Here is a 25,430-nt window from a genome sequence, read left to right on the forward strand (position 1 = left end):
GTTGGTGATGCCGTAAAGTAAAAGGGCGGAACCGAGGTTCCGCCCTTTTTGGTTTTTACCGCTGATTCCGTTTAGAACCAGGTTTCGACTTGGAAGCCGTACGACGTGCCGCTGGTATTGTTGTTGTAGATCGGGCCGCCGTTGTTCGACGCGTTGACCGAGGCGGTGGCCGCGTCGTTCCATTTGCCGTAGGTAACAAAAGCGCGCAGTTCAGGACGCGACCACAGGCCAGGACCGGCGGAGATCGTCGGTGCGATGGTCAGCTTGGTCAAACGCTTGGCTGGCTGGCCGCCCGATTGCGTCACGCGATCCGTGCCCAGTTCGCCCACCAGCTTGAAGTTGTTGGTGAACGCGTACACGGGACGCACGCCGACCGAGGTCCAGGTCGACGAACCCTTGGCGTTCGACTCGTCTTTTTGCCACAAGGCGACGAATTCCATGCCGAAGTTGGCCATCGGCTGGATCGCCATGTCATTGAAGATGCGCGTGCGTTTCACGTCCGAACCGAAAGTGGTGTCGCCCGAAGCGCCGAACTGTGCGCCTGCGCCCGTGCCAGGACCGACGCCGTACTGCACGCCGAAGGTATTGCCGCCGCCGAAGACTTTCGCCTGGCGGTGGAATGCCGACAACTGCCAGCCGTTATTGCGCTTGCCCGTGAGCACGTCATCCTTGCCTTCGCCGATGATGTAGGTCGCGGCCAGGTCCAGCGTGCCGTTTTCGTTGACGGGAATCTCGCCAAAGATGAAGTTCTGGCGCACGGCAGACTTGGTGGTGACGACGCCGGTATTCGACACGGTGTTGATATCGTTGTCCTTGAAGAAGGCGTACGAGAATTTACCCGGGCCAGCAGGAATGCGGTCCAGGCCGGCGCCCGTGCCGTTCATGTTGATGTACTGCAAGTCCAGCATGTGGATGTCAGGACGGTAGTAGAAGCGTTTACCGATCCAGGCCGTGCCGCCGTTCAGGAAATCGAGTCCCTGCGCTTCGACATAGGCCTTGACGATGCCCAGCTTGTTGCTGCCGAAATCCGAGTTTGGCGCGTAGGCGTTGACCCAGATGGTGGCCAGGTAGTTCACGCCGCCGGACTGGGCAACGGACTTGGTGTAGCCGAATTCCGTGTAGGCGTCGCACTCATTGCCCAGACGGTATTTCATGGTATTGCCACCCAGGCCGAAGCAGCCTTGCGAACCGCCGTCGCCCGAGGTATTGCTGCCGGCGCCAGCGCGCAGGTAGCCGTGGAAGCCTTCGGCATCACTTGGGTACATGGGGTCGGCCATGGCGGAAGCGCTGGCGATGGCCAGGATGAGGGCAGGTAAGGTTTTCAATGCAGTGCGGTTCATGCGGTCTCCAGAAGAATGTAGGTGGTAGCGGTGGCGCCCAGGGGGACGGTCACCGCACGCGGTCTAATGCCGAAAACCAAGTCTAGCAGCGCTTTTTTAACCACCCTGATACAAAACGTGCAAGTGCTGATACTTTCTTTCAGAGTGTTGTTTTTGCCACATATCGATACTCTTGCGCATGGCAGGTTTGCAAAGGAGTATCGAATTGCGGTTTTGGAGTATCAGAAAGTATCAAAGTCCGGTGCTACATTGTGGTCGTGGTGCCAAGTACCTGAGCATTGCCAACGACAAAAAACACTGGAGACACACAATGAAACGTTCCGCCATTGCCGCGCTGATCGCCGGCTGCCTCAGCTCGTCCGCTTTCGCCGCTACCGACCTGGTCATCGCCACCGTCAACAACGGCCACATGATCGAAATGCAAAAGCTCAGCAAGTTCTTCGAGCAAGCCAATCCCGACATCAAGCTCAAATGGGTGACACTGGAAGAGGGCGTCTTGCGCCAGCGCATGACCACCGATATCGCCACCAAGGGCGGCCAGTTCGACGTGATGACCATCGGCCTGTATGAAACACCCATCTGGGGCAAGAAAAACTGGCTGATCCCCATCAAGCCGGACGCCAAATACGATATCGACGACTTGCTGCCCGCCATCCGCGAAGGGCTGTCCGGCGACGGCAAGCTGTATGCCTCGCCGTTCTATGGCGAAAGCTCGATGATCATGTACCGCAGCGACCTGGTCAAAAAGGCGGGCGTGACCATCGAGGACCGCCCAAGCTGGAACCAGCTGCGCGACGTGGCGGCCAAGCTGCATGATCCGGCCAACGGCGTGTACGGCATCTGCCTGCGCGGCAAGCCGGGCTGGGGCGACAATATGGCTCTGATCACCACCATGGCCAATTCCTACGGCGGCCAGCTGTTCGACATGAAATGGAAGCCGCAATTTACCAGCAAGCCGTGGAAAGACGCGGTCACCATGTATGTCGACCTGATGAAGAAATACGGGCCGCCGGGCGCGGCCGCCAACAGCTTCAATGAAAACCTGGCGCTGTTCAACCAGGGCAAGTGCGGCATCTGGATCGACGCGACGATTGCCGCCTCCTTCATCACGGACCCCAAGCAAAGCAAGGTGGCCGACAAGGTGGCGTTCGCCCAGTCGCCCATCGGCGTGACGGAGCGGGGCGCCAACTGGCTGTGGATCTGGTCGCTGGCCATTCCAGCCAGCTCCAAGTACCCGAACGAAGCGCAGCGCTTCATCAACTGGGCCACCTCGCCCGACTACGTGAAACTGGTGGCCAAGGAAACGAGCTGGGCCAACGTGCCGACCGGCACGCGCAAGTCGACGTATGCGAGCCCCGAGTTCCAGAAAGTGGCGAAATTCGCCGCCGCCGAAGGCAAGGCCCTGGCCACCACGCGCGCCGTGCAAAGCACTTTGCCGCCATCCCCGTACGTGGGCGTGCAATTTGCGTCGATTCCCGAATTCCAGGTGATCGGCGTGGCGGCAGGCCAGCAGATGGCGGCGGCATTGCTGGGCAAAGTGACGGTGGACCAGGCGCTGGAGTTGTCGCAGCAGACGGCGGAAAGAGAAATGCGCAAGGGCGGCTACTACAAATAACGCAGCGTCCTTGTCGAGTAGTTTGCTTACCCCAACGGCGTAAAGCAGGGGTCAGACCCGCCGGGTCTGACCCCAGATTTCACCTTGTCCCAAGAGAATCCTATGAAACGCATTATCCCCCGGACTTTGCTGACGCCGGCCGTGGTCGCCGTCTCCGTCATTTCCGTGATCCCGCTGTTGATCACCCTGTATTACGCGTTCGTGCGCTATTCCATGCTCGATCCGAGCGGCCATCCATTCCATGGCCTGGACAATTTTCACTTTTTCTTTACGGATGCCTCTTTCCTGCCGGCATTGCAGAATACCTTCACCCTGCTGTTTTCCGTGATGCTGATCACGGTGGTGCTGGGCACGGCGCTGGGCTTGCTGATCAATGAAGCGTTCCCGGGACGCGCCATCGTGCGCGTGCTGCTGATTTCGCCCTTCCTCGTCATGCCGGCCGTGAATGCCCTGATGTGGAAAAACATGCTGCTCAATCCGATCTACGGCCTGTTCGCGCAGATCAGCCTGTTCTTTGGCGCCACGCCCGTCGACTGGCTGTCGGCCCACCCCCTGTTTTCCATCATCATGATGGTCTCGTGGCAATGGCTGCCGTTCGCCTGCCTGATCTTCATGACGGCCCTGCAGTCGATGGACCGGGAACAGCTGGAGGCGGCGCGCATGGATGGCGCCACGTATCTGCAGCAGTTGCGCTACCTCTACATTCCCCACCTGGGGCGCGCCGTTTCGGTGGTGCTGATGATCGAGATGATTTTCCTGTTGTCGATCTTTGCGGAAATCTTTACCACCACGGGCGGCGGTCCCGGCTTCGACACGACCACCATCACCTTCATGATTTACCAGCAGGCACTGCTGTCGTATGACGTGGGAGCGGCCTCGGCCGGCGCCCTGTTCGCCGTGCTCATCGCCAACATCGCCGCCTTCTTCCTGATGCGCGTCATCGGCAAGAATCTGTCGAAATAAGGAGACCTTGATGCATAGCAAACTCAATCTGTATGGGCGCACAGCCGCCGCCTGGCTGGTCGCGCTGCTGCTGTTCTTTCCCATCTTCTGGCTGGGCCTGATGGCCTTCAAGACGGAAGGGCAAGCTATTTCCACGCCGCCGCTGCTGTTTTTCACGCCCACGCTCGACAGCTTCCGCGAAGTGCTGGCGCGCGACAATTACTTCGGCTACGCGTGGAACTCGCTGTTTACCAGCGTGCTCTCGACGGCCATCGGCCTGTTGATCGCCATCCCGGCCGCGTATTCGATGGCGTTCTTTCCCACGGGCGGCACCATCGGCTTGCTGAAATTCATGCTCAGTTCGCGCTACATGCCCGGCGTGGGCGCCCTGATGCCCATCTATATCTGCTACCAGTACTTCGGCCTGCTCGACACGCGCATCGGCCTGACCATCATGTTCATGCTGATGAATTTGCCCATCATGATCTGGCTGCTGTACACGAGCATGAAGGAGCTGCCGCGCGAAATCCTCGAAGCGTCGCGCATGGATGGCGCCACCGTGTGGGATGAATTCCGCCACGTCGTGCTGCCTTTGTCCGTGGGCGGCATCGCTTCCACGGCGCTGGTCTGCATGGTGTGGTCGTGGAATGAATCGTTCTGGTCGCTGAACCTGGGCGCCTCCAACGCGGGCACCCTGGCCTGGCTCATCGCCTCGTATTCGAGCCCGGAAGGCTTGTTCTGGGCCAAATTGTCGGCCGCGTCGCTGATGGCGATCGCGCCCATCATGGCGCTGGGCTGGTTCTGCCAAAAACAACTCGTGCAGGGGATGACCTTCGGCGCAGTCAAATAAACTACAAAATAGAGACACACATCATGGCTTACCTTCAACTGAGCAATATCGAAAAATTCTTTGGCGAGCACCGCGCCATCAAGGGCATCGACCTGGAGATCAAACAGGGCGAGTTCGTCGTCTTTGTCGGACCGTCCGGCTGCGGCAAATCCACCTTGCTGCGCCTGATCGCAGGCCTGGAGCCGATCGACGGCGGCAAGCTGTCGCTCGACGGGCGCGACATCACCAGCGTGCCGTCATCGAAGCGCGACCTGGCGATGGTGTTCCAGTCGTATGCGCTGTATCCGCACATGACGGTGTTCCAGAACATGTCGTTCGCGCTGAAGCTGGCCGGCGTCGATCCCGCCATCATCCGCGAGAAAGTCGACAAGGCGGCCGCCATCCTCGACCTGGGAAAATACCTGGAGCGCACGCCGAAGGAGCTGTCGGGCGGCCAGCGCCAGAGGGTGGCCATCGGCCGCGCCATCGTGCGCGACCCGAAAGTATTCCTGTTCGATGAACCGCTGTCGAACCTCGACGCGGCCCTGCGCGTGCAGACGCGCATCGAGATCGCCAAGCTGCACCGTGAACTGGGCGCCACCACGATTTACGTCACGCATGACCAGGTCGAAGCGATGACCCTGGCCGACAGGGTGGTGGTGCTGCGCGATGGGCAGATCGAGCAGCATGGCTCGCCATTGGAATTGTATGACCGTCCCGCCAACCGCTTTGTCGCCCAGTTCATCGGCACGCCGAGCATGAACGTGGTGCCGGCCGATGCGGCGCCGCAGCTGCTGGCGCAGGCGGGCAGCGCGGCGCAGGCGGACGGCTTTGTCGGCATCCGCCCGGAACACGTGCACCTGGGCGCGGCGCAGCCGGGCAGCGTGCCCGTCACCGTCGACCTGGTGGAGTCCCTGGGCGTGGAAACCCTGACCTATGTGCGCTTGCCGAACAATGTGCAGGTGGTGTCGCGCGGCGCGGAGCGCAGCAGCCTGCAGCCGGGCCAGCAGACGCATCTGACGTTCGAGCCGGGCTTCGTCCATTATTTTGACCGCGCCGGCAAGACCTATGCCGCCGCCAAGGGAGTTTGAAATGAGCGCCATTGAACTGAAACAGGCGAACCTGGCCAAGCTGCCGGCCAGCGTTACCGTGCCCGCGTATGCGCGCGAGACGCTCGTGCCCAGCATCGTGCACATCGGCGTGGGCGGTTTTTTCCGCGCCCACCAGGCCGTGTATCTCGACGATTTGCTGGCCTTGCCGGGCCAGGAACACGCGCAGTGGGGCTATTGCGGCGTGGGCTTGCTGGCGCACGATGCGGCCATGCGCGATGCCATGCGGACGCAGGATGGCATGTACACGGTGGTCGAGCGCAGCGCGGCCGGCGATACGGCGCGCATCATCGGCTGCATCGGCGACTACCTGTATGCGCCCGACGAGCCGCAAGCCGTGCTGGAAAAGCTGGCCGACCCTGGCACGCGCATCGTCGCGCTGACCATCACCGAGGGCGGCTATTATGTGAACCAGGGCACGGGCGAATTCGACGCAGCTCACCCCGATATCGTCTACGAACTGGCGCACCCGCAAGCGCCGCGCTGCTCGTTCGGCTACCTGGCCGCCGCGCTGGCCCTGCGCCGCGAGCGGGGCCTGGCGCCGTTTACCATCATGTCCTGCGATAACCTGCAAAACAATGGCGACGTCACGCGCAAGATGCTGCTGGCCTTTGTCGCCCTGCGCGATGGGGACCTGGCGCGCTGGCTGGCCAGCTATGGCAGCTTCCCCAACAGCATGGTCGACCGCATCACGCCGGCCACCACGGATGAACACCGGGCGCTGGTGCGCGACAGCTTTGGCATCATCGACGCCTGGCCCGTCGTGTGCGAACCGTTCCGCCAGTGGGTCATCGAAGACGAATTCCCGCAGGGCCGGCCGGCCTGGGAGCTGGTGGGCGCGCAGATGACGCATGACGTGCTGCCGTATGAAAAAATGAAGCTGCGCCTCCTGAATGCCAGCCACCAGGCCCTGTGCTACATCGGCATGCAGCTCGGTTACACGTTTGCGCACGAAGCGATGAACGATCCTGGCATCCGCCTGCTCGTGCGGCGCATGATGGACGAGGAAGTGACGCCCTTGCTCGACGAAGTGGAAGGCATCGATCTGGCGCGCTATAAAGATACCCTGATCGAGCGCTTCTCGAACCCCGCCGTGCGCGACCAGCTGGCGCGCATCGGCACGGAGGGCTCGGCGCGCATCCCGAAATTCGTCCTGCCGTCCGTGCGCGAAGCGCTGGCCAAGGGGGGCGCCATCACGCTGCTGGCGTTTACCGTGGCGTGCTGGTTCCGCTACCTGGAAGGCCATGACGAAACGGGGCGCGACATGCCCCTGAACGACCCGTATGCGGCGCGCCTGCGCGCGCTGGCGCTGCAGGGCGGGGCGGACGCTGCGGCCTTGCTATCCTTGCGCGAGCTGTTCGGCGAGTTGAGCGACACAGCCGCGTTCACGCAGGCGGTGAGCGATGCGCTGGCCAGCCTGTATGGGTTGGGCGCGCGCGCGGCGCTGGAACAGATCGTCGCCTGACGGGGAGGGTGCGCCATGCCACGCAAAGCCGATGCCTCATTGCCGCAGATGGAGCTGGAACAGCAGCGCGACGCCACGCCCGGCTTCGAGCCGAAAGGCAGTTTCGGCTTCATCCGCTACCTCGAACACGGCTTTCCGAATGCGCTGGTGCGCTGGCACTACCACGAGGAGTACGAACTGCACCTGATCGTCGAGAGCAGCGGCAAGGTCTTCGTTGGCGACTACATCGGCCAGTTCACGCCTGGCCACCTGGTGCTGACGGGGCCGCGCGTGCCGCACAACTGGGTCTCGCTTGGCACGCCGCCGGAAGGCGTGGCCTTGCGCGACATGGTGATCCAGTTTTCGCATGCGCCGCTGGCCTCGATGGCTTCCGCCATTCCCGAACTGAAGGATATTTTTCCGCTGCTGCAGCGCGCCTTGCACGGCGTGGAATTCTTTGGCGTCAGCGAACAGTCGCTGCGCCGTTTCCAGCGCATCCGCGACAGCAGCGGCCTGCCGCGCTTCATCGAATTTTTGACCCTGCTGGGAGAACTGGCGCAGACCAGCGACTACCAGCTGCTGTCGACGGTGCCGATGCAATCGAGCGACGACGACGTGGCGCTGGCGCGCATCAGTTCGGCCATCAATTACATCGTGCACAATTACAGCAGCCAGTTTTCGCTGAAACAGCTGGCCGAGCAGGTGGACATGCCCGAGCGGACGTTTTCGCGTTTCTTTCGCAGCGCCACGGGCAACAGCTTCACGGACTTCGTCAACCGCCTGCGCATCAACAAGGCTTGCCAGCTGCTGATGGAGACGGAGAGGTATGTGAGCAACATCTGCTACGAGTCCGGTTTCAATAACGTGGCCAATTTCAACCGGCGTTTCCTGGAACTCAAGGGCATGACGCCGAAGGAGTTTCGCCAGCAGGCGCTGGGCCGTTTTGGCGCCTGAGGTTTTTTGAGGTACATTCGAGGGCGCAGGCGGGGACAGCCTGGGAGAGACTAGCATGGAACACCTATGGCAGAGGGACAGCGAGCGCAAGGCGCCCGAACTGGAACGCGAAAGCTACGATGGCATCATCAATTACCTGGAACATGGCTACCCCAGCTCGCGCGTGCGCTGGCACTGCCACGAGGAATATGAGCTGCACCTGATCGTCGCCACCAGCGGGCGATTGTTCGTGGGCGACTATATCGGCGAATTTTCGCCCGGCCACCTGGTGCTGACGGGCCCGCGATTGCCGCACAACTGGATTTCCAACGTCATGCCGGAAGGCGGCGTGGCCCTGCGCGACATGATCGTGCAGTTTGCCCACGCGCCCTTGGCGGGCGCCGCGCGCCTCATCCCCGAATTGCGCGAACTGCTGCCGCTGCTGGAACGCTCCAGCTATGGCGTGGAGTTTTTCGGGATGGGCGCGGAAGCGGAGCAGCACCTGGCGCGCATCCGCGCCACGCATGGCGCCGAACGCTTTGCCGCATTCGTGCAATTAATGAGCAAGCTGGCGCGCACGGCCAATTACCGCTTGCTGTCGAGCGCCTCCCTGCGCTCCTACGACGATGACGCCACCCTGGCCAAGGTCAATTCCGTCCTCAACTACATCACGGACAATTACCGCGAGCCGATTTCGGCGGAAATGCTGGCCGAGCAGGTGGGCATGTCGCTGAGTAAATTCTCGCGCTTCTTCCGCAAGGCGACGGGCAACAGTTTTACGGATTTTCTCAGCCGTTTGCGCATCAACAAGGCGTGCCAGCTGCTGATGGACACGGATCAATACGTCTCCAACGTTTGCTATGACGTGGGCTTCCAGAACGTGGCCAATTTCAACCGCCGCTTTTTGCAGGTGAAGGGCGTCACGCCGAAGCAATTCCGGCGCCAGGCCGATGGCCGCTTTGGCGGCATCGGCGGGCCCGTGGCGGATATGCCACAGGCATGAGGACTGTCACGGGCTTGTCACGTTGACTGGTTATGCTCCACGGCTTCAATCCCACCTTAGCCGAGGAATGCATGAACACTGCCGTAACGTCGATCCCGAAACTGACCCTGCTGGCCATCGCCGCCGGCCTGACCCTGGCCGCCTGTGGCGGCAGCGATAACACGCCGGCGGAGCCTTCCAGGCCCGTGGCGCAAACGGGCGTGTTCCTCGACGGCGCGGTGGAAGGACTCGATTACGTGGCCGGCAGCGCGGCCAAGGCCAGCACCAATGCCAAGGGCGAATTCATTTGCAACCCCGGTGATACGGTGGCCTTCAGCGTGGGCGGCCTGGCCCTGGGTTCTGCCCCATGCGGCGCCATCGTCACGCCGCTGGCGCTGGCCGCCAGCACCAATGTGGCGGATGACAAGGTCGTCAACCGCCTGCTGGCGCTGCAATTGCTCGACGAGGACAGCGATCCGTCGAACGGCATCAGGCTGACGGCCGAAGTGAAGGCCGCGCTGGCCGGCAAGACCCTGGACTTTGCCGCCGCCCCGGCCGTCTTCAACGCTGCCCTGTCCGCGCATCTGACTGCCGTGGGCGCGAAATTCGCCGGCCGCACGGTCGATGCTGAGCGCCGCGCCCTCGTGCGCGAGCATTTCGAAGACACGCTCGCCTCGAAAGCGGGCGCGCCCGTCAACGAGGCGCTGACGCAAGCCAACCCGGTCGGCGAAGTGAAAGTGACGGTGACGCGTTACCAGATCCAGGCGGCCGATAAATTCTACGTGCCGTACGAAGGCGCCAACGCCAAGATCAAGGGCGAATTCCCGAACGGCTTCCTGCCATCGTACGGTTCCGGCCTGGCTTACAAGGGCAAGAACGCGGCGGGCGACCTGGAATTCTACGGCTTGACGGACCGCGGCCCGAACGGCGACGGCCCATTGGTACCCGATCCATCGGGCAAGGGTACCATCGGCAGCAAGATCTTCCCGTCGCCCAGCTTCACGCCGTCGTTCGGCGTGCTCACGGTGGGCAAGAACGGCGCCGTCCTGTCATCGAGCACGCCGATCAAGGTGTCGGCCACCGTCAACAGCTCGGGCTTGCCCGTGCCCGTGGGCGCCGTCGGCAATTCGGCCGAGATTCCCGTCATGGATGCGATGAAGTTCGACGCGGCTGGCAAGGCCGTCTTCAATGCGGGCGGCCTCGATTCGGAAGCCATCGTCGTCGATGCGAAGCGCAATGCGCTGTGGGTGTCCGACGAATACGGTCCCTTCATCGTCAAGATTGATGCCGCCACGGGCATCATCCAGGCCAAATACGAGCCGGGCAAGGGCTTGCCGGCACTGTTCGCCAAGCGCCGCGCCAATCGCGGCATGGAAGGCATGACCTTAGATGCGAGCAACGACAAGCTGTACGCCTTCCTGCAAAGCCCCTTGTCCGACGGCACGGCGCCGTACTCGGTGACGAAGAAGAATGAACAGGTCGAGCGCTTTGCCCGCTTCACGCGCTGGATCGAATTCGATCCGACGTCGGGTACCAGTGGCAAGATGTATGCGTATCCGCTCAATGCGGCCGACTACCAGGATGGCCGCACGGGCAACGCCAAGCTGGGCGACATGGTGGCGCTGGGCGGCGGCAAGTTCCTCGTCATCGAACAGGGCGCAGCGCCGTCGGGCAAGGTGTTCAATAAACTGATGCTGGTCGAATTGAAGGGCGCCACGGATATCGCGGCCGCCGCTTTCAACGCGGCGACGTCGGACCTGGAAAAGAGCAGCATGGGCGGCGCCCCCGTCAATGGCGCCGACTGGACGGCCGTCACGCCGCTGAAGAAAACCCTGCTGCTGGATTTGAATGCCATCGGCTGGGCGGCGGAAAAGGCGGAAGGCCTGACCCTGATCGACGACTCCACCATCGCGCTGGCCAACGACAATGACTTCGGCCTGAAAACCAAGATCTTTGACGCGAACGGCGTGGAAGTCGATGGCGCCGACGTGACCAAGTGCACGGTCGACGCCAACGGCACCATCGTCACGAGCAGCGCGGCCGGCTGCAACGCGGCCAACACCATCCGCGTGGCGCGCGGCGACGACCGCGAGCGTCCTAGCCGTTTGTGGATCGTGAAGTTCGCCAAGGCGCTCAGTACGTATTGATGTGTTGCGGTGATGTCGGATTACGCGGCGCTGCGCGCCGCTAATCCGACCTACATGAAAAAGCCGCGCGATGCTGGATGCACCGCGCGGCTTTTTATCGTGAAAGTGGACGGTAGGTCGGATTAGGCCGAAGGCCGTAATCCGACATGTATCCGCTTACTTCTTCGTGTAGGTATTCAACCAATCCAGCACCGTGTGATGCCACAGCAGCGAATTGGCTGGCTTCAGCACCCAGTGGTTTTCGTCCGGGAAGACCAGCAGCTTGCTCGGGATGCCCCGGCGCTGCAGCGCCGTGAAGGTGCCCAGGCCTTGCGCGGTGGGGATGCGGAAATCGAGGTCGCCCTGGACTACCAGCATCGGCGTCTTCCAGTTCTTTACGAAGTTGACGGGGTTGAACTGCTCGTGCTTGGCCGGTGCGTCGTAGTAAGGGCCGCCGTTTTCCCATTCCGTGAACCACAGTTCTTCCGTCGCGTAAGCCATGCCGCGCTGGTCGAACACGCCGTCGTGGTTGACCAGGCATTTGAAACCGTCCGGCCAGTTACCGGCAATCCAGTTCATCATGTAGCCGCCGTAAGACGCGCCCAGCGCGCAGCTGCGCTCGCGGTCCAGCCATGGGAATTTCTTGGTGGCCGCTTCCAGGCCCTTTTGCAAGTCGACCAGCGGCTTGCCGCCCCAGTCGCCGCTGATGGAGTCCGTGAACTTCTGGCCATAGCCGGTGGAGCCATGGAAGTCGATGAAGACGGTGGCGTAGCCGGCGCCTGCATACACTTGCGGGTTCCAGCGGTAGCTCCAGCTGTTGCCAAAGCTGCCTTGCGGGCCGCCGTGGACGAGGAAGGCGACCGGATACTTTTCACCGGTCTTGGCATTCCATGGCTTCATGACGTGGCCGTAGACGGTTTCGCCATTCGCGCCGGCGAACGAGAACTGTTCATATTCGCCGAAACGCACGTCGGCCAGTACTGCCGCATTCTGCTTCGTCAGCTGCACCATCGGCGCGGTTTCCGACTTGGCGTCGAGTTTGCGCGTGTACAGCTGCGCGCCCGACGTCAGGCTCGCTTGCGCCAGCACGATGGTATTGCCGCGCACATCGAAGTCGCCCACGGCGCCCTTGCCCGTCAGCGCAGCGACCTTGCCGCTGGCCGCGTCGATGTGGAACAAACGGTGCTGGCCCACATCGTCGGCGGCGACGAGGAAAGCCTTGCCATCCGGCGTCCAGCGGAAGTCGGCCACGGAACGGTCCCAGTCGTCGGCCACGGTGCGTTTCTTGCCGGTGGCGACATCCATCAGCACCAGGTGGAAACGGTCCGCTTCGAAGCCGGGCTTGGTCATGGCGACATAGGCCAGGGTGCGGCCATCGGGTGACCAGGTGGCTTTCGCATCCCAGGCCGGATTGTCGGCCGTGAGGTTGCGCGGCGCCTGGCCGCCGGCGGCAGGAATCGTGTAGACGTCGAAGTTGGTCGACCACGATTCTGTGCGGCCAGCCACGCGCACGGAGAAGGCCACCGTCTTGCCGTCCGGGCTGAAGTGGTATTCGCCGTTGTCGCCGAACGGTTTCGACGGCGCGTCGCCATCGAGGGTGCCGCTCAGGCTCACGGGCGTGGCGCTGACCTTGCCGGTCGAATCGATCGGCGCCGAGTACAGCGCGTTGCGGCGGCCATCGGCCCAGGTATCCCAGTGGCGCACGAACATCTGGTCGTAGACCATGCCGCTCGCCTTGTTTTTGGCTTTTTCATCGAGGCGCTTTTTCGTGCAGGCGAGGTCCGCGCAATCGAGGAAGACGCCCATGCTGAAGGCCAGGCGGTCGCCCTGCGGCGACAAGCGGTAGGTATCGACGTCCAGCGCCAGGTCGGTGACCTTGGCCGCTTCGCCGCCAGTCAGGGGCAGCTGCCACACTTGCGAGGAGCCGGAACGGCCCGAGAGGAAGTAGATGGCGTCGCCGTTCGGCGACCATTGCGGGTCGCTGGCGCTGGCATCGCCGCGCGTGAGCTGGCGTGGCGCCGCATTCGGTGCGCGCAGGTCGATCATCCACAGCTGCGTGTTGCCGCGGTTTTTATCCAGGTTGGTGGTGCGCACCGTGTAGACGACGCGCGTGGCGTCCGGCGACAGCACGGGGCTGCCCACACGTTCCATGGCCACCATGTCTTCCACGGTGAACCCGCGCGGCGCGGCCAAGGCCGGCACGGCGGCAGTGGTGGCCATGGCGGCACTGAATGCTCCCAAGAGCAGCAGACGTAAACTCATTCAAACTCCCAATGTTATTGCGACGTTGTTGATGTGATATGAACGTGGCCGGCTGTACCGCCGGCAGCCCGACATCATAGCAATAAAGAGGCGCCAGCTGCGGGAGTTGACCGCCGGTTAGCCGGCCTGAGTGGCCAGTTGGTCGAGCGCCACGTGGCCCCGGAAACCGCCCTGGCTGGTGGCCGGCAAGCCAGCTTCGATGGCGTGGGCGAAGCGGATGCCGGGGTCTAGTTCCAGCGCGGCCAGCACGCGCGCCGTGTTCGGATAATCGGCCAGGCTGGCCAGTTGCAGCGGTTCTGCCCAGCGCGCCGTGGCCGCCAGATAGGCGTCGGCGATGGTCGGCGCCGTGTCCGATGCCAGCCAGGCGCGGCCAGCGAGCAGGCGCTCCAGGTGCGCCAGGCTTTTGTTGACCTTCTCGATGGCCATCTCGCGCCAGACGGCCGCGCGCGCATCGCCATCGGCGGCGCGCGAGGCCTGGAAGGCGGGCATGAAGGCCGCGTGAAAGGTCGTGTGCAAAAAGGACAGCACGCTGTTCAGGCGGTCGTAGTCTGGCGTGCCTTGCGCATAACCCAGCTTGCTGTTTGGCGCGCGGGCGGCCAGGTGCAGCAGGATCGCCATGCTTTCCAGCAGCGGCGCACCCGTGTGCGTGAGCAGGGCCGGTGTCTGGCCCAGCGGATTGATGGCGAGAAAGGCCGGATGCTGCTTGCTGGCCGGGTCGCGCGCGTCCACGCGGGCCAAACGATACGGCAAGCCGCTCCATTCGAGGGCGGCAATGGCGGCAAACGAGCAGCCGAACGGGACGCTGTAGATCAGGGTGGTTTCCAAGTCGAAACTCCAAGTTGGGTGGGGAAGGGCAGTCTAAGGGCAATGGTTACTATTTGGAAGAAGGCAGAATAATGTGGTATAGGTACATTTTTTATACCAGGAAGGAAGCAAACCATGAAAGACAATGTCTCCGGCTGCGCCGTGGAAGAAGCCATGCGCTTGCTGGGCGGGCGCTGGAGAACCGTGCTGCTCAGCTATCTGATGGCGGGGCCGAAGCGCTTCAGCGAAATCCGCCGCGCCGTGCCAAATATCTCGCAGCGCATGCTGACCCTGGACTTGCGCGCGCTGGAAGAAGCGGGCTTGCTGACGCGCACGATTTATGCGGAAGTGCCCGTCAAGGTGGAATACCGGCTGACGGACGAGGGCTTGCGTCTGCGCGAACTGGTCGAGATGCTGCGCGCCATCGGCTTGCGCCTGCGCGGGCAGGCGGATGCGGGCGGCGCCTTTCTCGCCCCCGATGGCGAGGATCATTCTCAATAGAAACAGCTGTTGTTATGCAAAGTGCTAGACTGCCGGCCTTAGCTCACTACTCCCGATACCCATGCGCCTGACTTCCCTCGCCCTGACCGCCGCCGCCCTGTTCGCCATCCTGCCGGCCCATGCCGCCACCATGCCGACACTCGAACAAATCCACGCCGCCGTGCAGGCGGGCGTGGCCAAGACCCAAGCCAAGATGCAATCGGCTATGCCGGTACCGATCGCCGTCAAGGTCACCAGCCTGGTCGGTTGCCAGGAGTCGCAGGAAGTGCCGGGCGAAGTGGTGTGCCTGGTGGGCATGAGCGCCGGCATGCGCGATGCTTTTAATGTACTGCCCCTGCGTAACGAGGGCGGCACCTGGGTTGGCGTCGAACGCAAGAACGCCAGGTTCACGGGGCCGTCGCCGGCCGAGGCGCAGGCGATGATACGCGCCTGGGCCAAGGAAGAAGTGGCGCGCAATCCGGAAGCGGCCAAGGACGTGCAGATGCAGGAAGCGCAAAGCACCATGCAGGTCAAGGCCGTCAACGAGTGCGACGTCAAGCGCAAGACGGGCTACCTCGTATGCGAGACGGAATTGAGCGTGCCGAGCCGTCCGGAAGCCATCAAGACGGAACTGACCTTTATGCTGGAAAACGCCAGCTGGCGCTACGTGCCGCGCTAAGCCGCGCCGGCCGCGACGCCGTTCGCGCGTCCGCCTGATACTTCTTTCGCCATAGCGCCAGCCCCACGTCGGGGCGCCGGCGCTGGCGCACTTCCCTCCCGCACAGTATGCCCAAGCGGCGGCCCATGAGGCCGCTGGCAGGCATGCGCCGCCATCATCGGCAGAATACATGCAAAACTGTAAATTCCGCATGGCTTAATTGATATATTTATTGATCTAATATTTATTTCAATGAAAGCGATATAATTGGTGATTATTGTTGTATTTATTGTGATTCTGCCATATAAAATAAATATTCGGTTTAATCATTATTTTTCAGCGTATGATATTGATAATGCGCAAGTAAATGCCGCGATCTGACTTTGTGGAGAACCGTCGTGCTGAAAAAGATAAGGAGTAGTGAGCTGGTGCTGGGAATGTATGTCGAGCGCCTGGGCCGTTCCTGGCTCGATAACCCCTTCTGGACGCGTTCCTTCCTGCTCGAGTTGCCGGCTGACCTGGAACGTATCCGCGCGGCACGCCTCTGCGAGGTATGGATCGATACGGCGCGGGGGCTGGTGCCGCCGGTTGCCGTGCCGCCTGCCGTGCCGCTGGCTGCAGCCGCGCCGGCAACAGGTAGCGGATCCGTCCCGAATGCGGCGCCAGCCAGGTCGCGCGACGAGGAACTGGCGCACGCCCGGCGCCTGATCGAACGTTCGCGCCAGGCCGTGCAGACCATGTTTGACGAGGTGCGCATGGGCAAGGCCTTGTCTGCGGCGCAGGCCTATACACTGGTCGACGATATCGCCGCGTCGGTGCTGCGCGGTGGCAACGTGCTGCTGGGCCTGGCGCGTCTGAAAACCGCCGACAATTACACGTATATGCATTCGGTGGCCGTGTGCGCGCTGATGACGGCGCTGGCCAGGGAGCTGGGCCTGGCGCCCGAGCAGGTACGCTCGGCCGGCCTGGCGGGCTTGCTGCACGATATCGGCAAGATGGCCGTGCCGTCCGCCATCCTCAACAAGCCGGGCAGCCTCAGCGAAGCGGAATTTTCTTCCGTGCGCGCTCATCCGGCCGCCGGGCACCGCATGTTGCGGGAAGTGGGCGAGATCGATCCGGTGGCGCTCGACGTGTGCCTGCACCACCATGAAAAGCTCGATGGCAGCGGTTATCCGGAGGGATTGCGCGGCGAGGAAGTCAGCCTGTTTGCGCGCATGGGCGCCATTTGCGACGTGTACGATGCGATCACCTCGAACCGGCCGTACAAGCAGGGCTGGTGTCCGGCCGATTCGCTGCGCCGCATGGCTGCCTGGCGCGGCGGGCATCTCGACGCGCAACTGTTCGCCGCCTTCGTCAAATGCCTGGGCATTTATCCGCTGGGCACCCTGGTACGGCTGCAGTCGGAACGCCTGGCCGTGGTGGTGGGACAGGCGCCGGGCAAGCCGCTGACCGCGCCCACCGTGCGTGTCTTTTTTTCCATTCGCGCCGGCACGTGCATCGCGCCGGCCGTCGTCGACCTGGCCGCACCTGGTTGCCAGGAGCGCATTGTTTCCACGGAAAGCGCAACGGATTGGCGCTTGCAGGACGTCGACCGTTACTGGGCCGGCGAAGCCGCCATGGCATGACGGCTGGCACGGCCGTAATAAAGTGCATTTTGTTAATAATAAAATATTAAAATAATGGTGCCAGTGCCGTGCCCGCTTTCCTGGCTGGCGACCGTTCCTTGTCCGCATACCCGTCACCGTACGGGCTACTTCTGAGGATGTGACCATGCGACTCAATCTTCCCGTCAGCGATACCGAAATCAATCTGAGCGATACCGAGACCATCGTCTCGACTACCGACTTGCAAGGCAATATCACGTATGCCAACCCGTATTTCATCGCCGTCAGCGGTTACAGCGCGGAAGAATTGATCGGTGCGCCGCAAAACATCCTCCGGCATCCGGACATGCCGGTCGAAGCGTTCGCCGATTTCTGGGCCACCATCCGCTCGGGCCGGTCGTGGAGCGGCATGGTGAAAAACCGCTGCAAGAACGGCGATTGCTACTGGGTGCTGGCGAACGTGACGCCCGTGGTGGAAGACGGCGTGGCTGTCGGCTACATGTCCGTGCGCACCAAGCCCACGCGCCAGCAGGTGGCGCAGGCGTCCGCCCTGTACGCGCGCATCAAGGCGGGGCAGGCCGATGGCCTTGTCATCAGCCAGGGCGCGGCCGTGCGCACGGGCTGGCTGGCCAGGCTGGCGAGCTTGCGCGACCTGCCGCTGGGCAAGCGCATCGGCTGGAATCTGGGTTTGCTGAGCCTGGTGTTGCTGCTGCAGCTGGCGTGGAATGCGGGCGTGTTGCCCGATGCAAGCCACGGCTGGCTGACGGGCCTGTCCGTGCTGGCCGTGTGCGCCACCCTGTATTTCTGGCACAGCTTGCACCGCGCCGTGCTGCAACCGCTGCAGCAGGCGCGCCAGGCCTGCGACGTGATGGCGGGCGGCGACCTGACGGGCGAGCTCGACACGACGCGGCGCGACGAGATGGGGCAGTTGCTGCGCTCGCTGCGGCAGTTGCGCGTGAACCTGCATTCCATCGTCGGCGACGTGCGCGGCAATTTCTTGCGCATCAGTATGGCCAGCCAGGAAATTGCCGCCGGCAATATGGACTTGTCGGGCCGCACGGAAGCGCAGGCGTCGGCCCTGCAGCAGACGGCGTCGAGCATGGAACAACTGGCGGCCACGGTGCAGCAAAACAGCGGCAACGCCGTGCAGGCCAGCGACATGGCGGGCAAGGTCCATGGCCTGGCCGGGCGCGGCGGCGAACTCGTCGGCCAGATGGTGGCGATGATGGCGGACATTAACGCTTCATCGAAGAAGATCGGCGACATTACGGGCATTATCGAAGGCATCGCCTTCCAGACGAATATCCTCGCCTTGAACGCGGCCGTGGAAGCGGCGCGCGCGGGCGACCAGGGGCGGGGATTCGCCGTTGTGGCGGGCGAAGTGCGCAGCCTGGCCCATCGCAGCGCGTCGGCCGCCACGGAAATCAAGCAATTGATCACGGCGTCGCTGGCGCAGGTGCAGGCGGGCGCGAAGCTGGCGCAGCAGGCGGGTGCCAGCAGCGCGGAAATGCTGGGCGCCGTGCAGGGCGTGCACGGCATCATGGAAGAGATCGCCTCGGCGTCGCGCGAGCAAAGCCACGGCATCGGTCAAGTGAATATGGCCGTCACGCAAATGGATGAAGTGACGCAGCAGAACGCGGCGCTGGTGGAGGAATCGGCGGCGGCGTCCGCGTCGCTGCAGGATCAGACCTTGCAGCTGGAGCAGGCGATGGCCCTGTTCAAGCTGGAACGGCGCAGGGGCGGCCAGGCTACCCTTTCGCGCGCGCCCGAGCGACGCCGCGCTACAGCAGGCGCTCTGACAGCGCCTTGAAGGCAACCTTGGGCACGACAAAGGCAAACGGTGCTGACACGGGCGGCAGTTGCCCCAGCAAGCCGCAGTCGGAGCGCAAGGCAGTCAGCGCTTGCACCTGATCCACATCAACGGGCAGGTCGATTTCGCCAAAGACCAGCTTGCCGTTGCGTGGCACATGCGCGATGGCTGCATCCTGGCAGGCGACGAAGGCGACGGCATCGCGCCAGTTGCCGAACAGCTGCTGCCAGCCGGCATCGAGGTCACGCTCAGCCGTGATGTCCGCCTGCACGTCGAGCAGCGGCGCGCTGCCGGCGCCGCTGGCTATGCTGCAGCGCGCTTGCGTGGCCGTGACTTCCAGCGTCATGTTGCCGGCCAGGTGGGTCGGCAGGATGTCGCTGAACAGCCGCGTACCCAACGCATGGGGCAGGCTGTCCATGATGTTTTTCAAGAAATACACGCAAGGCACGTCCGGCGCGCCCGCTGGCGTGTGGTCGAGGTACAAGCGCCAGTTGCTTTGCAGCGGAGACGGCAGCAGGCGGCGCAAGGGGCCGAGCAGTGCCGGGCCGAAATGCCCGTGGCGGTAGGTCAGCACCGTGAACGGCGTCTTGCCGTCGCGTTGCCACAGGGTCACGCCGGCGGGCAGCAGCCGCTGCGCGGCAGCGGCATCGACCAGCCAGCTCACGTAGACGACGTCGCGCACGTCGCTGTGCAGTGTCAGGAAGGGCAGGCGCGACATGACGGCCTGGCGCACACTGGCAAAACGCGTGCAATTGGCGAGCGCGGCAAACAATCGCCCCGGCCAGCCCGCGCGCGGGTGGCGGTAAGTGTTGTCTTGCAATTGGGAACTTTCAGATGCGGTGATGCAGGCGGACGGCGCCGCCTGCCGGAGACGCCATGTGTTATTGCATATGCCAGCCGTGGCTGACGACGATAGACTGGCCGCTCAGTGCCGTCGACGGGAACGCCGCCAGGAAGACGGCCGTTTGCGCCACGTCTTGCGTGGTGGTGAATTCGCCGTCGATGGTGTCTTTCAGCATGACTTTCTTGATCACGTCTTCTTCGCTGATGTTCAGCTGGGCCGCCTGTTCGGGGATTTGCTTGTCGACCAGTGGCGTGCGCACGAAGCCCGGGCAGATGACGTTGGCGCGGATGCCGTCTTTCGCACCTTCCTTGGCCACCACCTTGGCCAGGCCCAGCAAGCCGTGCTTGGCGGCCACGTAGGCGCTCTTGAACGGCGAGCCTTCGTGCGAGTGCACGGAACCCATGTAGATGATGGCGCCGCCGCGGCCGGCCTTGATCATTTCGCGCATGCAGGCGCGCGTGGTGAGGAAGGCGCCGTCCATGTGAATGGCCAGCATCTTTTTCCATTGGTCGAACGGGTAGTCGACGACGGGGCTGATGATCTGGATGCCTGCGTTGCTGATCAGGATATCGATGCCGCCGAAGTGGGCTGCGGCATCGGCCACGCCCTTGTCGACTTGCTCTTCGCTCGAGACATCCATGGCGACGGCAAACGCCTGGCCGCCCGACTGTTTGATTTCCTCGGCCGTCTTGCTGGCCGCTTCCAGGGCCAGGTCGGCGATGACGACCTTGGCGCCCTGTTTTGCGTATTCGATGGCCATTTCCTTGCCGATACCACTGGCGGCGCCGGTAATCAGTGCGACTTTGTCTTTGAGTTGCATATTAATCCTTTGCATTGCGGGTTGGAGTGATCGTGGAAAATCTGACTATGCCAGTATAGCGAGAAAACGGGCTGCACATGCCCCGCGCACGGCTAAACGGCTTGCTGCCTGTCAAGGATTTCCTGTAGCCGCCAGGCGCCGGGATTGGTGCCCGCCCAGGTGCGAAACGCGTGATTGAACGCGCTTTGTTCCTGGTAGCCGAGCAGGAAGGCGATGTCGACCAGCGACAAATGGGGCTCGCGCAGATAGTCGCGCGCCAGGCCGTACCGGGCCTGATCCAGCAGGGCCTGGAAGCTGGTGCCCGCGTCGGCCAGCTTGCGTTGCAAGGTGCGCGGCGTGACAGCCAGGGTGGCGGCAACGGTGGCCAGCCGCGCGGAACCGTGGCGCAAGCCCGCCACGATGGCCGCGTGCACTTGCGCGTCAATGGCGCCGCCGGTGTCTGTTTCAGCTTGACGCTGTGCCAGCAATTGTTCCGCATGCTGGCACAGCACGGGGTACAGGCTGACGTCGGCGTTCGGCACGGGCCAGTCCAGCAATTGCGCATCGAAGGTGGCCGTGTTGGCGGCGGCGTTGAAATCGGGCAGGCTGCCCAGCACGCGCACGTATTCGTCGCGGTGGGCCGCGTGGCGCAGCAAGTCGCCGCCGCCATCGTGGCTGAACGCCAGCCGGGCCGGCGGCAGCGGCATGCCGGCCAGCCAGTCGCCGCTGACACGGATGCCGGCAAAGACGCTGTCGACCAAATGCCGGCTGGCGCCCGGGTAATTGCTGGTCCAGCCGTAATGCGCGACGGCGCCATCGCGCTGCAGGGTCGAGCGGCCCAGGTCGTGCGCCAGCCGTTCATAGCGCGCCGTCTGTTCCAGCACCTGGCCCACGTTGCTGCAACTGAGCAGTATCAAGCCATAGGCGCTGTATGTACCCATGCGCACCCGCTGGCCCACGTGCAGGCCGAAATGCGCGTCGCCCGCCAGCTGCGCGCCCGCATCGAGCAGGCGCACGTAGTCGCGCGCGGCCAGGCCAGGCGCGGACGCTTCCAGATTGTGCGGCGCCACGCCGGCCGCCTGCGCCAGGGTGGCTGCCGCGATACCGTGCGCGCCGGCCGCTTCGAGCAGCGGCAGCAGATAGGCGCCGGCGACCCGGCCGTCAGTATTTGTCATGATGGAACAATGCGATTGTCATGAAAAACCAATACCCTTCGTCTGTGGCGGCATATGCTATCGGTCAAGCAAGAAAATCAAGCAAGAAAATCAGGCAGGGACAGTATAGCAAGCCGCCGTGGCGCGCAACTGGCCGAACACAGGGGATGTCGATGCAACGCTGGAATGGCTGGGGAGATGAAAGCATCACGTATGCGCTGAGCGAGGACGCGCTGGCGTTTTTGCGCGAGCGCCTGGGGCCGGGCAGCGCCATTACCGATGCCACCTTCGACGACGCTTGCGCGCAAGTGCCCGCCTCGCGCCTGGCGCCGCATCCGCTGATCGACACCACGCCTGCCACGCGCGTGCGCCATGCGCTCGGTCAAAGCCTGCCCGACTGGTTCAAATTGCGCCATGGCCGCATCGGCGCGGTGCCCGACGGCGTGGCCTTTCCCGACAGCGCGCTGCAGGTGCGCCAGCTGCTCGCGTATGCGCGCCAGGCGTGCGTGGCCGTCATTCCGCACGGTGGCGGCACCAGCGTGGCCGGGCATTTGACGGTAGCGGCGGGGCCGCGTCCCGTGCTGTCGATCAGCCTCGCGCGCCTGTGCGCGCTGGGCCACCTGGACCGCGAGGCGCAGCTGGCCACGTTCGGCGCAGGCGTGTATGGCCCCGACCTGGAAGCGCAGCTGCGCGCGCAGGGCTACACCCTGGGCCACTATCCGCAGTCGTTCGAATATTCGACTCTGGGCGGCTGGATCGCCACGCGCTCGTCGGGCCAGCAATCGTTGCGCTATGGCCGCATCGAGCAGCTGTTCGCCGGCGGCGAAGTGGAAACGCCGGCCGGCACCTTGCGCATTCCCACGTTTCCCGCTTCGGCGGCCGGCATCGACTTGCGCGAAATGGTGCTCGGCTCCGAAGGGCGGCTGGGCATCGTGACGCAGGCGACGGTGCGCGTCTCGCCATTGCCGCCTTATGAGGCGTTCCACGCCGTGTTTTTCGCCGACTGGGGCCATGCGCAAGCTGCCGTGCGGGCGCTGGCCCAGTCGCGCCTGCCCCTGTGCATGCTGCGCCTGTCGAACGCGGTCGAAACGCAAACCATGCTGACCCTGGCCGGGCATAAAAAACTGGTGGGACTGCTGGAACGTTATCTGTCGCTGCGCGGCTGCGGCGAAGGCAAGTGCATGCTGATGCTGGGTGTCAGCGGAGAAGCCGGGCCTGCCCGTGCGGCCCTGCGTGGCGCGCTGGCGCTGGCGCGGCGGCACAAGGGCGTGCACGTGGGACGCCACATGGGCGATAAATGGAAGCAGGGGCGCTTTCGCAACGTCTACCTGCGCAACGGGGCCTGGGAGCACGGCTATGTCATCGACACGGTGGAAACGGCCGTCGACTGGCCCCGCGTGGCCCCGATGATGGCGGCGCTGGAGCAGGCGGGTGTCAATGCGCTGGCCGCGCATGGCGAGCAGGTGCACGCCTACACGCATTTGTCGCACGTGTACGCGCAAGGGGCCAGCGTCTACACCACGTATGTGTACCGGCTGGCGCCTACCTTTGAAGACAACATGGCGCGCTGGCGTGCCCTGAAAGACGCGGCCGGCGCCGCCATCGTCGCCAACGGCGGCACCATCAGCCACCAGCATGGCGTGGGCACGGACCACGCGCCATGGCTGGCGGCCGAAAAGGGAGAACTGGGCATCGCCGCCATGCGCGCATTGCTGCGCCAGTTCGATCCGCAAGGCATGATGAATCCCGGCAAACTGCTGCCCGAGGCGGGAGGCGGCTTGTGAACAGGGCGCAGTTGCCTGGCATCCTGGCGCGCGAGTGGGACATCTTGATCGTCGGCGGCGGCATCACGGGCGCCGGCATCTTGCTGGAAGCGGCGCGGCGCGGTTTGAAGGCCTTGCTGGTGGAGCAGCGTGATTTCGCCTGGGGCACGTCGAGCCGCTCCTCGAAGCTGGTGCACGGCGGCTTGCGCTACCTGAAGCAGGGGCAGTTCGGCATGACGCGCGAATCGGTGCATGAGCGGCAAGCCTTGCTGACGGATGCGGCGGGGCTGGTCGAGCCGCAGGGCTTTGCCTTTGGCGATTACACGGGCAGGAAGCCGGGGCGGCGCCAGTTCATGCTGGGCCTGGCGATTTATGACGTGATGGCGGGCCGGCGTGCGCGCCGCTATGTCGACGCGGCGGACTTTGCCATGCTGGCGCCGCACATCCGGCGCGACGATCTGCAGGGCGGCATGCTGTACCAGGACGCGAAGACGGACGATGCGCGCCTGGTGCTGCGCGTGCTGCAGGAGGCGCGCCGCCATGGCGGCGTGGCCGTCAATTACCTGGGCGTCGCATCGCTGTTGCGCGAAGATGACAAGGTCGCCGGCGCCACCTTGACCGATGCGGTCGATGGCACGGCATTCACCGTGCGTGCGCGCCTGGTGATCAGCGCCACGGGCGCCTGGGCCGACGCCTTGCGCGGCCAGGTGGGAGAACAGCCGAAACTGCGGCCCCTGCGCGGCAGCCATTTGCTGCTGCCGGCCTGGCGCCTGCCGCTGGCGCAAGCCGTCAGCCTGATGCACCCGCACGATGGCCGCCCCGTGTTTGCGTATCCATGGGAGGGCGTGACCCTGGTGGGCACCACCGATGTCGACCACGGCGCCAGCCTGGACCTGGAGCCGGCCATCACCCGCGCGGAACTCGCATACCTGCTGGCTGCCTTGCAGTGGCAGTTCCCGCAGCTGGCGCTGGGCGAGGGCGACGTGCTGGCCACGTTTGCCGGCGTGCGTCCCGTGATCGGCAGCGGCCAGCTTGACCCGTCGAAGGAAGCGCGCGAACATGCGCTATGGCTGGAAAACGGCTTGCTGACGGTGGCGGGCGGCAAGCTGACGACGTTTCGCGTGATCGCCCTCGACGCATTGCGCCGCGCCGCGCCGCTGCTGCCGGGCTGGCACGCGGATTTGCGCCCCTTGCCGATTTTCGACGCCACGCCACCGTTGTCGGGCAAGGCCCTGGTACTCGATGGCGAGCAGCGCGAACGGCTGCTGGGCCGTCATGGAGCGGGGGCGCAGGCGCTGTGCGATGCGGCGCAGGACGGCGAGCTGGCGCCGATTCCCGGCACGCAGACCCTGTGGGCGCAGCTGCGCTGGGGCGCGCGCAGCGAGGACGTGCGGCACCTGGACGACTTGCTGCTGCGGCGCACGCGCCTCGGTTTGCAGCTGGCTGGCGGCGCGCTTGCTATCATGCCGCGCCTGCGCGCCATCTGCCAGCGCGAACTGGGCTGGGACGACGCGCGCTGGGAAGAAGAACAGCAGCGCTACCTGGCCCTGTGGCGCCGCCATTACAGCGTGCCGCAAGGCGATTGAAAAAGCATAAAAAATAAGGAGAGCATCATCGAGACTACCCTGTTTGGCCAGCCCCTGGAACTGGGCGACGCCCGCATCACCTACGACAGCCTGTCGCCGCTGGACTTGCGCCAGAGCGTGGACGTCCTCGTCGACGACCTGGGCGAAGACCTGCTGCAAATCACGTGCGCGAATGGCGACATCGTCGACGTGGGCTGGTATCCGGCCTGGAATGCACAGGGACGCTTGCGCGTGGTGGCAGTGCGGGGGCAGGATTGGGAAGCGCCTGTCTTCAGCGCCCAGCCGGAAAAAGATCCGCAGGCGCTGCTGGCCGCGCTGCGCGCCGCGCTGGCCAGCCTGGGCTGAG

Annotated in this window: 21 protein-coding genes; 15 read left to right on the top strand and 6 right to left on the bottom strand. The window is 63.9% G+C overall.

Features of this window, described 5'->3' with window-relative positions:
- Positions 1 to 71: 71 nt before the first annotated feature.
- The gene (locus FG13_RS28195; protein ID WP_035826512.1) at positions 72 to 1,340 is read right to left on the bottom strand and encodes a maltoporin; all 1,269 of its coding nucleotides are present in this window, start codon (positions 1,338 to 1,340) and stop codon (positions 72 to 74) included.
- A gap of 310 nt (positions 1,341 to 1,650) precedes the next feature.
- Between FG13_RS28195 and FG13_RS28200 the strand changes: the two genes are divergently transcribed.
- From FG13_RS28200 to FG13_RS28235, 8 genes are all read left to right on the top strand, one after another.
- Positions 1,651 to 2,955 carry an ABC transporter substrate-binding protein gene (locus FG13_RS28200; RefSeq protein WP_035826514.1) on the top strand — a complete coding sequence of 435 codons (1,305 nt, stop codon included), beginning with the start codon at positions 1,651 to 1,653 and terminating at the stop codon, positions 2,953 to 2,955.
- 102 nt (positions 2,956 to 3,057) lie between these two features.
- Positions 3,058 to 3,918 carry a carbohydrate ABC transporter permease gene (locus tag FG13_RS28205; protein ID WP_035826515.1) on the top strand — a complete coding sequence of 287 codons (861 nt, stop codon included), beginning with the start codon at positions 3,058 to 3,060 and terminating at the stop codon, positions 3,916 to 3,918.
- 10 nt (positions 3,919 to 3,928) lie between these two features.
- Positions 3,929 to 4,747 carry a carbohydrate ABC transporter permease gene (locus tag FG13_RS28210; protein WP_035826517.1) on the top strand — a complete coding sequence of 273 codons (819 nt, stop codon included), beginning with the start codon at positions 3,929 to 3,931 and terminating at the stop codon, positions 4,745 to 4,747.
- Between the two features lie 23 nt (positions 4,748 to 4,770).
- Positions 4,771 to 5,817: an ABC transporter ATP-binding protein gene (locus FG13_RS28215; RefSeq protein WP_035826519.1), complete on the top strand. Its 1,047-nt coding sequence runs from the start codon at positions 4,771 to 4,773 to the stop codon at positions 5,815 to 5,817.
- A 1-nt stretch (position 5,818) separates the two neighbouring features.
- Complete coding sequence (locus FG13_RS28220; protein ID WP_035826521.1) at positions 5,819 to 7,300, top strand: mannitol dehydrogenase family protein; 1,482 nt, start codon at positions 5,819 to 5,821, stop codon at positions 7,298 to 7,300.
- 15 nt (positions 7,301 to 7,315) lie between these two features.
- Complete coding sequence (locus FG13_RS28225) at positions 7,316 to 8,233, top strand: helix-turn-helix domain-containing protein (protein ID WP_035826523.1); 918 nt, start codon at positions 7,316 to 7,318, stop codon at positions 8,231 to 8,233.
- Positions 8,234 to 8,288: 55 nt separating this feature from the next.
- Positions 8,289 to 9,215: a helix-turn-helix domain-containing protein gene (locus FG13_RS28230; RefSeq protein ID WP_051959516.1), complete on the top strand. Its 927-nt coding sequence runs from the start codon at positions 8,289 to 8,291 to the stop codon at positions 9,213 to 9,215.
- Between the two features lie 71 nt (positions 9,216 to 9,286).
- The gene (locus tag FG13_RS28235) at positions 9,287 to 11,341 is read left to right on the top strand and encodes an esterase-like activity of phytase family protein (RefSeq protein ID WP_035828953.1); all 2,055 of its coding nucleotides are present in this window, start codon (positions 9,287 to 9,289) and stop codon (positions 11,339 to 11,341) included.
- A gap of 156 nt (positions 11,342 to 11,497) precedes the next feature.
- On the opposite strand, the gene FG13_RS28240 is transcribed toward FG13_RS28235, so the two are convergent.
- Together FG13_RS28240 and FG13_RS28245 are read right to left on the bottom strand one after the other, a co-directional pair.
- The gene (locus FG13_RS28240) at positions 11,498 to 13,582 is read right to left on the bottom strand and encodes an alpha/beta hydrolase family protein (RefSeq protein WP_035826526.1); all 2,085 of its coding nucleotides are present in this window, start codon (positions 13,580 to 13,582) and stop codon (positions 11,498 to 11,500) included.
- Positions 13,583 to 13,699: 117 nt separating this feature from the next.
- Positions 13,700 to 14,407, bottom strand: a complete 708-nt coding sequence (locus FG13_RS28245) for a glutathione S-transferase family protein (RefSeq protein WP_035826528.1) — start codon at positions 14,405 to 14,407, stop codon at positions 13,700 to 13,702.
- 114 nt (positions 14,408 to 14,521) lie between these two features.
- On the opposite strand from FG13_RS28245, the gene FG13_RS28250 reads away from it, so the two are divergent.
- The 4 genes from FG13_RS28250 to FG13_RS28265 all read left to right on the top strand — a co-directional run bounded on the left by FG13_RS28250 (position 14,522) and on the right by FG13_RS28265 (position 18,938).
- On the top strand, positions 14,522 to 14,887 hold the full coding sequence (locus FG13_RS28250) for a winged helix-turn-helix transcriptional regulator (RefSeq protein WP_051959517.1): 366 nt from the start codon (positions 14,522 to 14,524) through the stop codon (positions 14,885 to 14,887).
- Between the two features lie 61 nt (positions 14,888 to 14,948).
- Entirely contained in the window at positions 14,949 to 15,545 is a 597-nt protein-coding gene (locus FG13_RS28255; protein WP_035826530.1) for a hypothetical protein, read from the top strand.
- A gap of 377 nt (positions 15,546 to 15,922) precedes the next feature.
- Positions 15,923 to 17,149, top strand: coding sequence for an HD-GYP domain-containing protein (locus FG13_RS28260; RefSeq protein WP_035826532.1), 1,227 nt, complete (start codon positions 15,923 to 15,925; stop codon positions 17,147 to 17,149).
- A gap of 145 nt (positions 17,150 to 17,294) precedes the next feature.
- Positions 17,295 to 18,938, top strand: a complete 1,644-nt coding sequence (locus FG13_RS28265) for a methyl-accepting chemotaxis protein (RefSeq protein ID WP_035826534.1) — start codon at positions 17,295 to 17,297, stop codon at positions 18,936 to 18,938.
- Here FG13_RS28265 and FG13_RS28270 read toward each other — a convergent pair.
- The 3 genes from FG13_RS28270 to FG13_RS28280 form a co-directional block, all read right to left on the bottom strand.
- Positions 18,910 to 19,758, bottom strand: a complete 849-nt coding sequence (locus FG13_RS28270) for a DUF2071 domain-containing protein (protein ID WP_035826536.1) — start codon at positions 19,756 to 19,758, stop codon at positions 18,910 to 18,912. The genes FG13_RS28265 and FG13_RS28270 overlap by 29 nt on opposite strands.
- Before the next feature lie 61 nt (positions 19,759 to 19,819).
- Positions 19,820 to 20,602, bottom strand: coding sequence for a 3-hydroxybutyrate dehydrogenase (locus FG13_RS28275; RefSeq protein ID WP_035826538.1), 783 nt, complete (start codon positions 20,600 to 20,602; stop codon positions 19,820 to 19,822).
- A 92-nt stretch (positions 20,603 to 20,694) separates the two neighbouring features.
- Positions 20,695 to 21,756 (bottom strand): AraC family transcriptional regulator, encoded by a 1,062-nt coding sequence (locus tag FG13_RS28280; protein WP_035826539.1) that lies wholly within the window; start codon positions 21,754 to 21,756, stop codon positions 20,695 to 20,697.
- A 152-nt stretch (positions 21,757 to 21,908) separates the two neighbouring features.
- On the opposite strand from FG13_RS28280, the gene FG13_RS28285 reads away from it, so the two are divergent.
- The 3 genes from FG13_RS28285 (at position 21,909) to FG13_RS28295 (ending at position 25,429) form a co-directional block, all read left to right on the top strand.
- Entirely contained in the window at positions 21,909 to 23,519 is a 1,611-nt protein-coding gene (locus FG13_RS28285) for an FAD-binding oxidoreductase (protein WP_035828958.1), read from the top strand.
- Positions 23,516 to 25,084: a glycerol-3-phosphate dehydrogenase/oxidase gene (locus FG13_RS28290; RefSeq protein WP_035826541.1), complete on the top strand. Its 1,569-nt coding sequence runs from the start codon at positions 23,516 to 23,518 to the stop codon at positions 25,082 to 25,084. The genes FG13_RS28285 and FG13_RS28290 overlap by 4 nt, the downstream gene beginning before the upstream one ends.
- Before the next feature lie 117 nt (positions 25,085 to 25,201).
- Positions 25,202 to 25,429, top strand: coding sequence for a hypothetical protein (locus FG13_RS28295; RefSeq protein ID WP_081922756.1), 228 nt, complete (start codon positions 25,202 to 25,204; stop codon positions 25,427 to 25,429).
- Position 25,430 lies beyond the last annotated feature (1 nt).

The sequence above is a fragment of the Janthinobacterium sp. RA13 genome, from assembly GCF_000745325.1.
Taxonomy (GTDB): Bacteria; Pseudomonadota; Gammaproteobacteria; order Burkholderiales; family Burkholderiaceae_D; genus Janthinobacterium; species Janthinobacterium rivuli.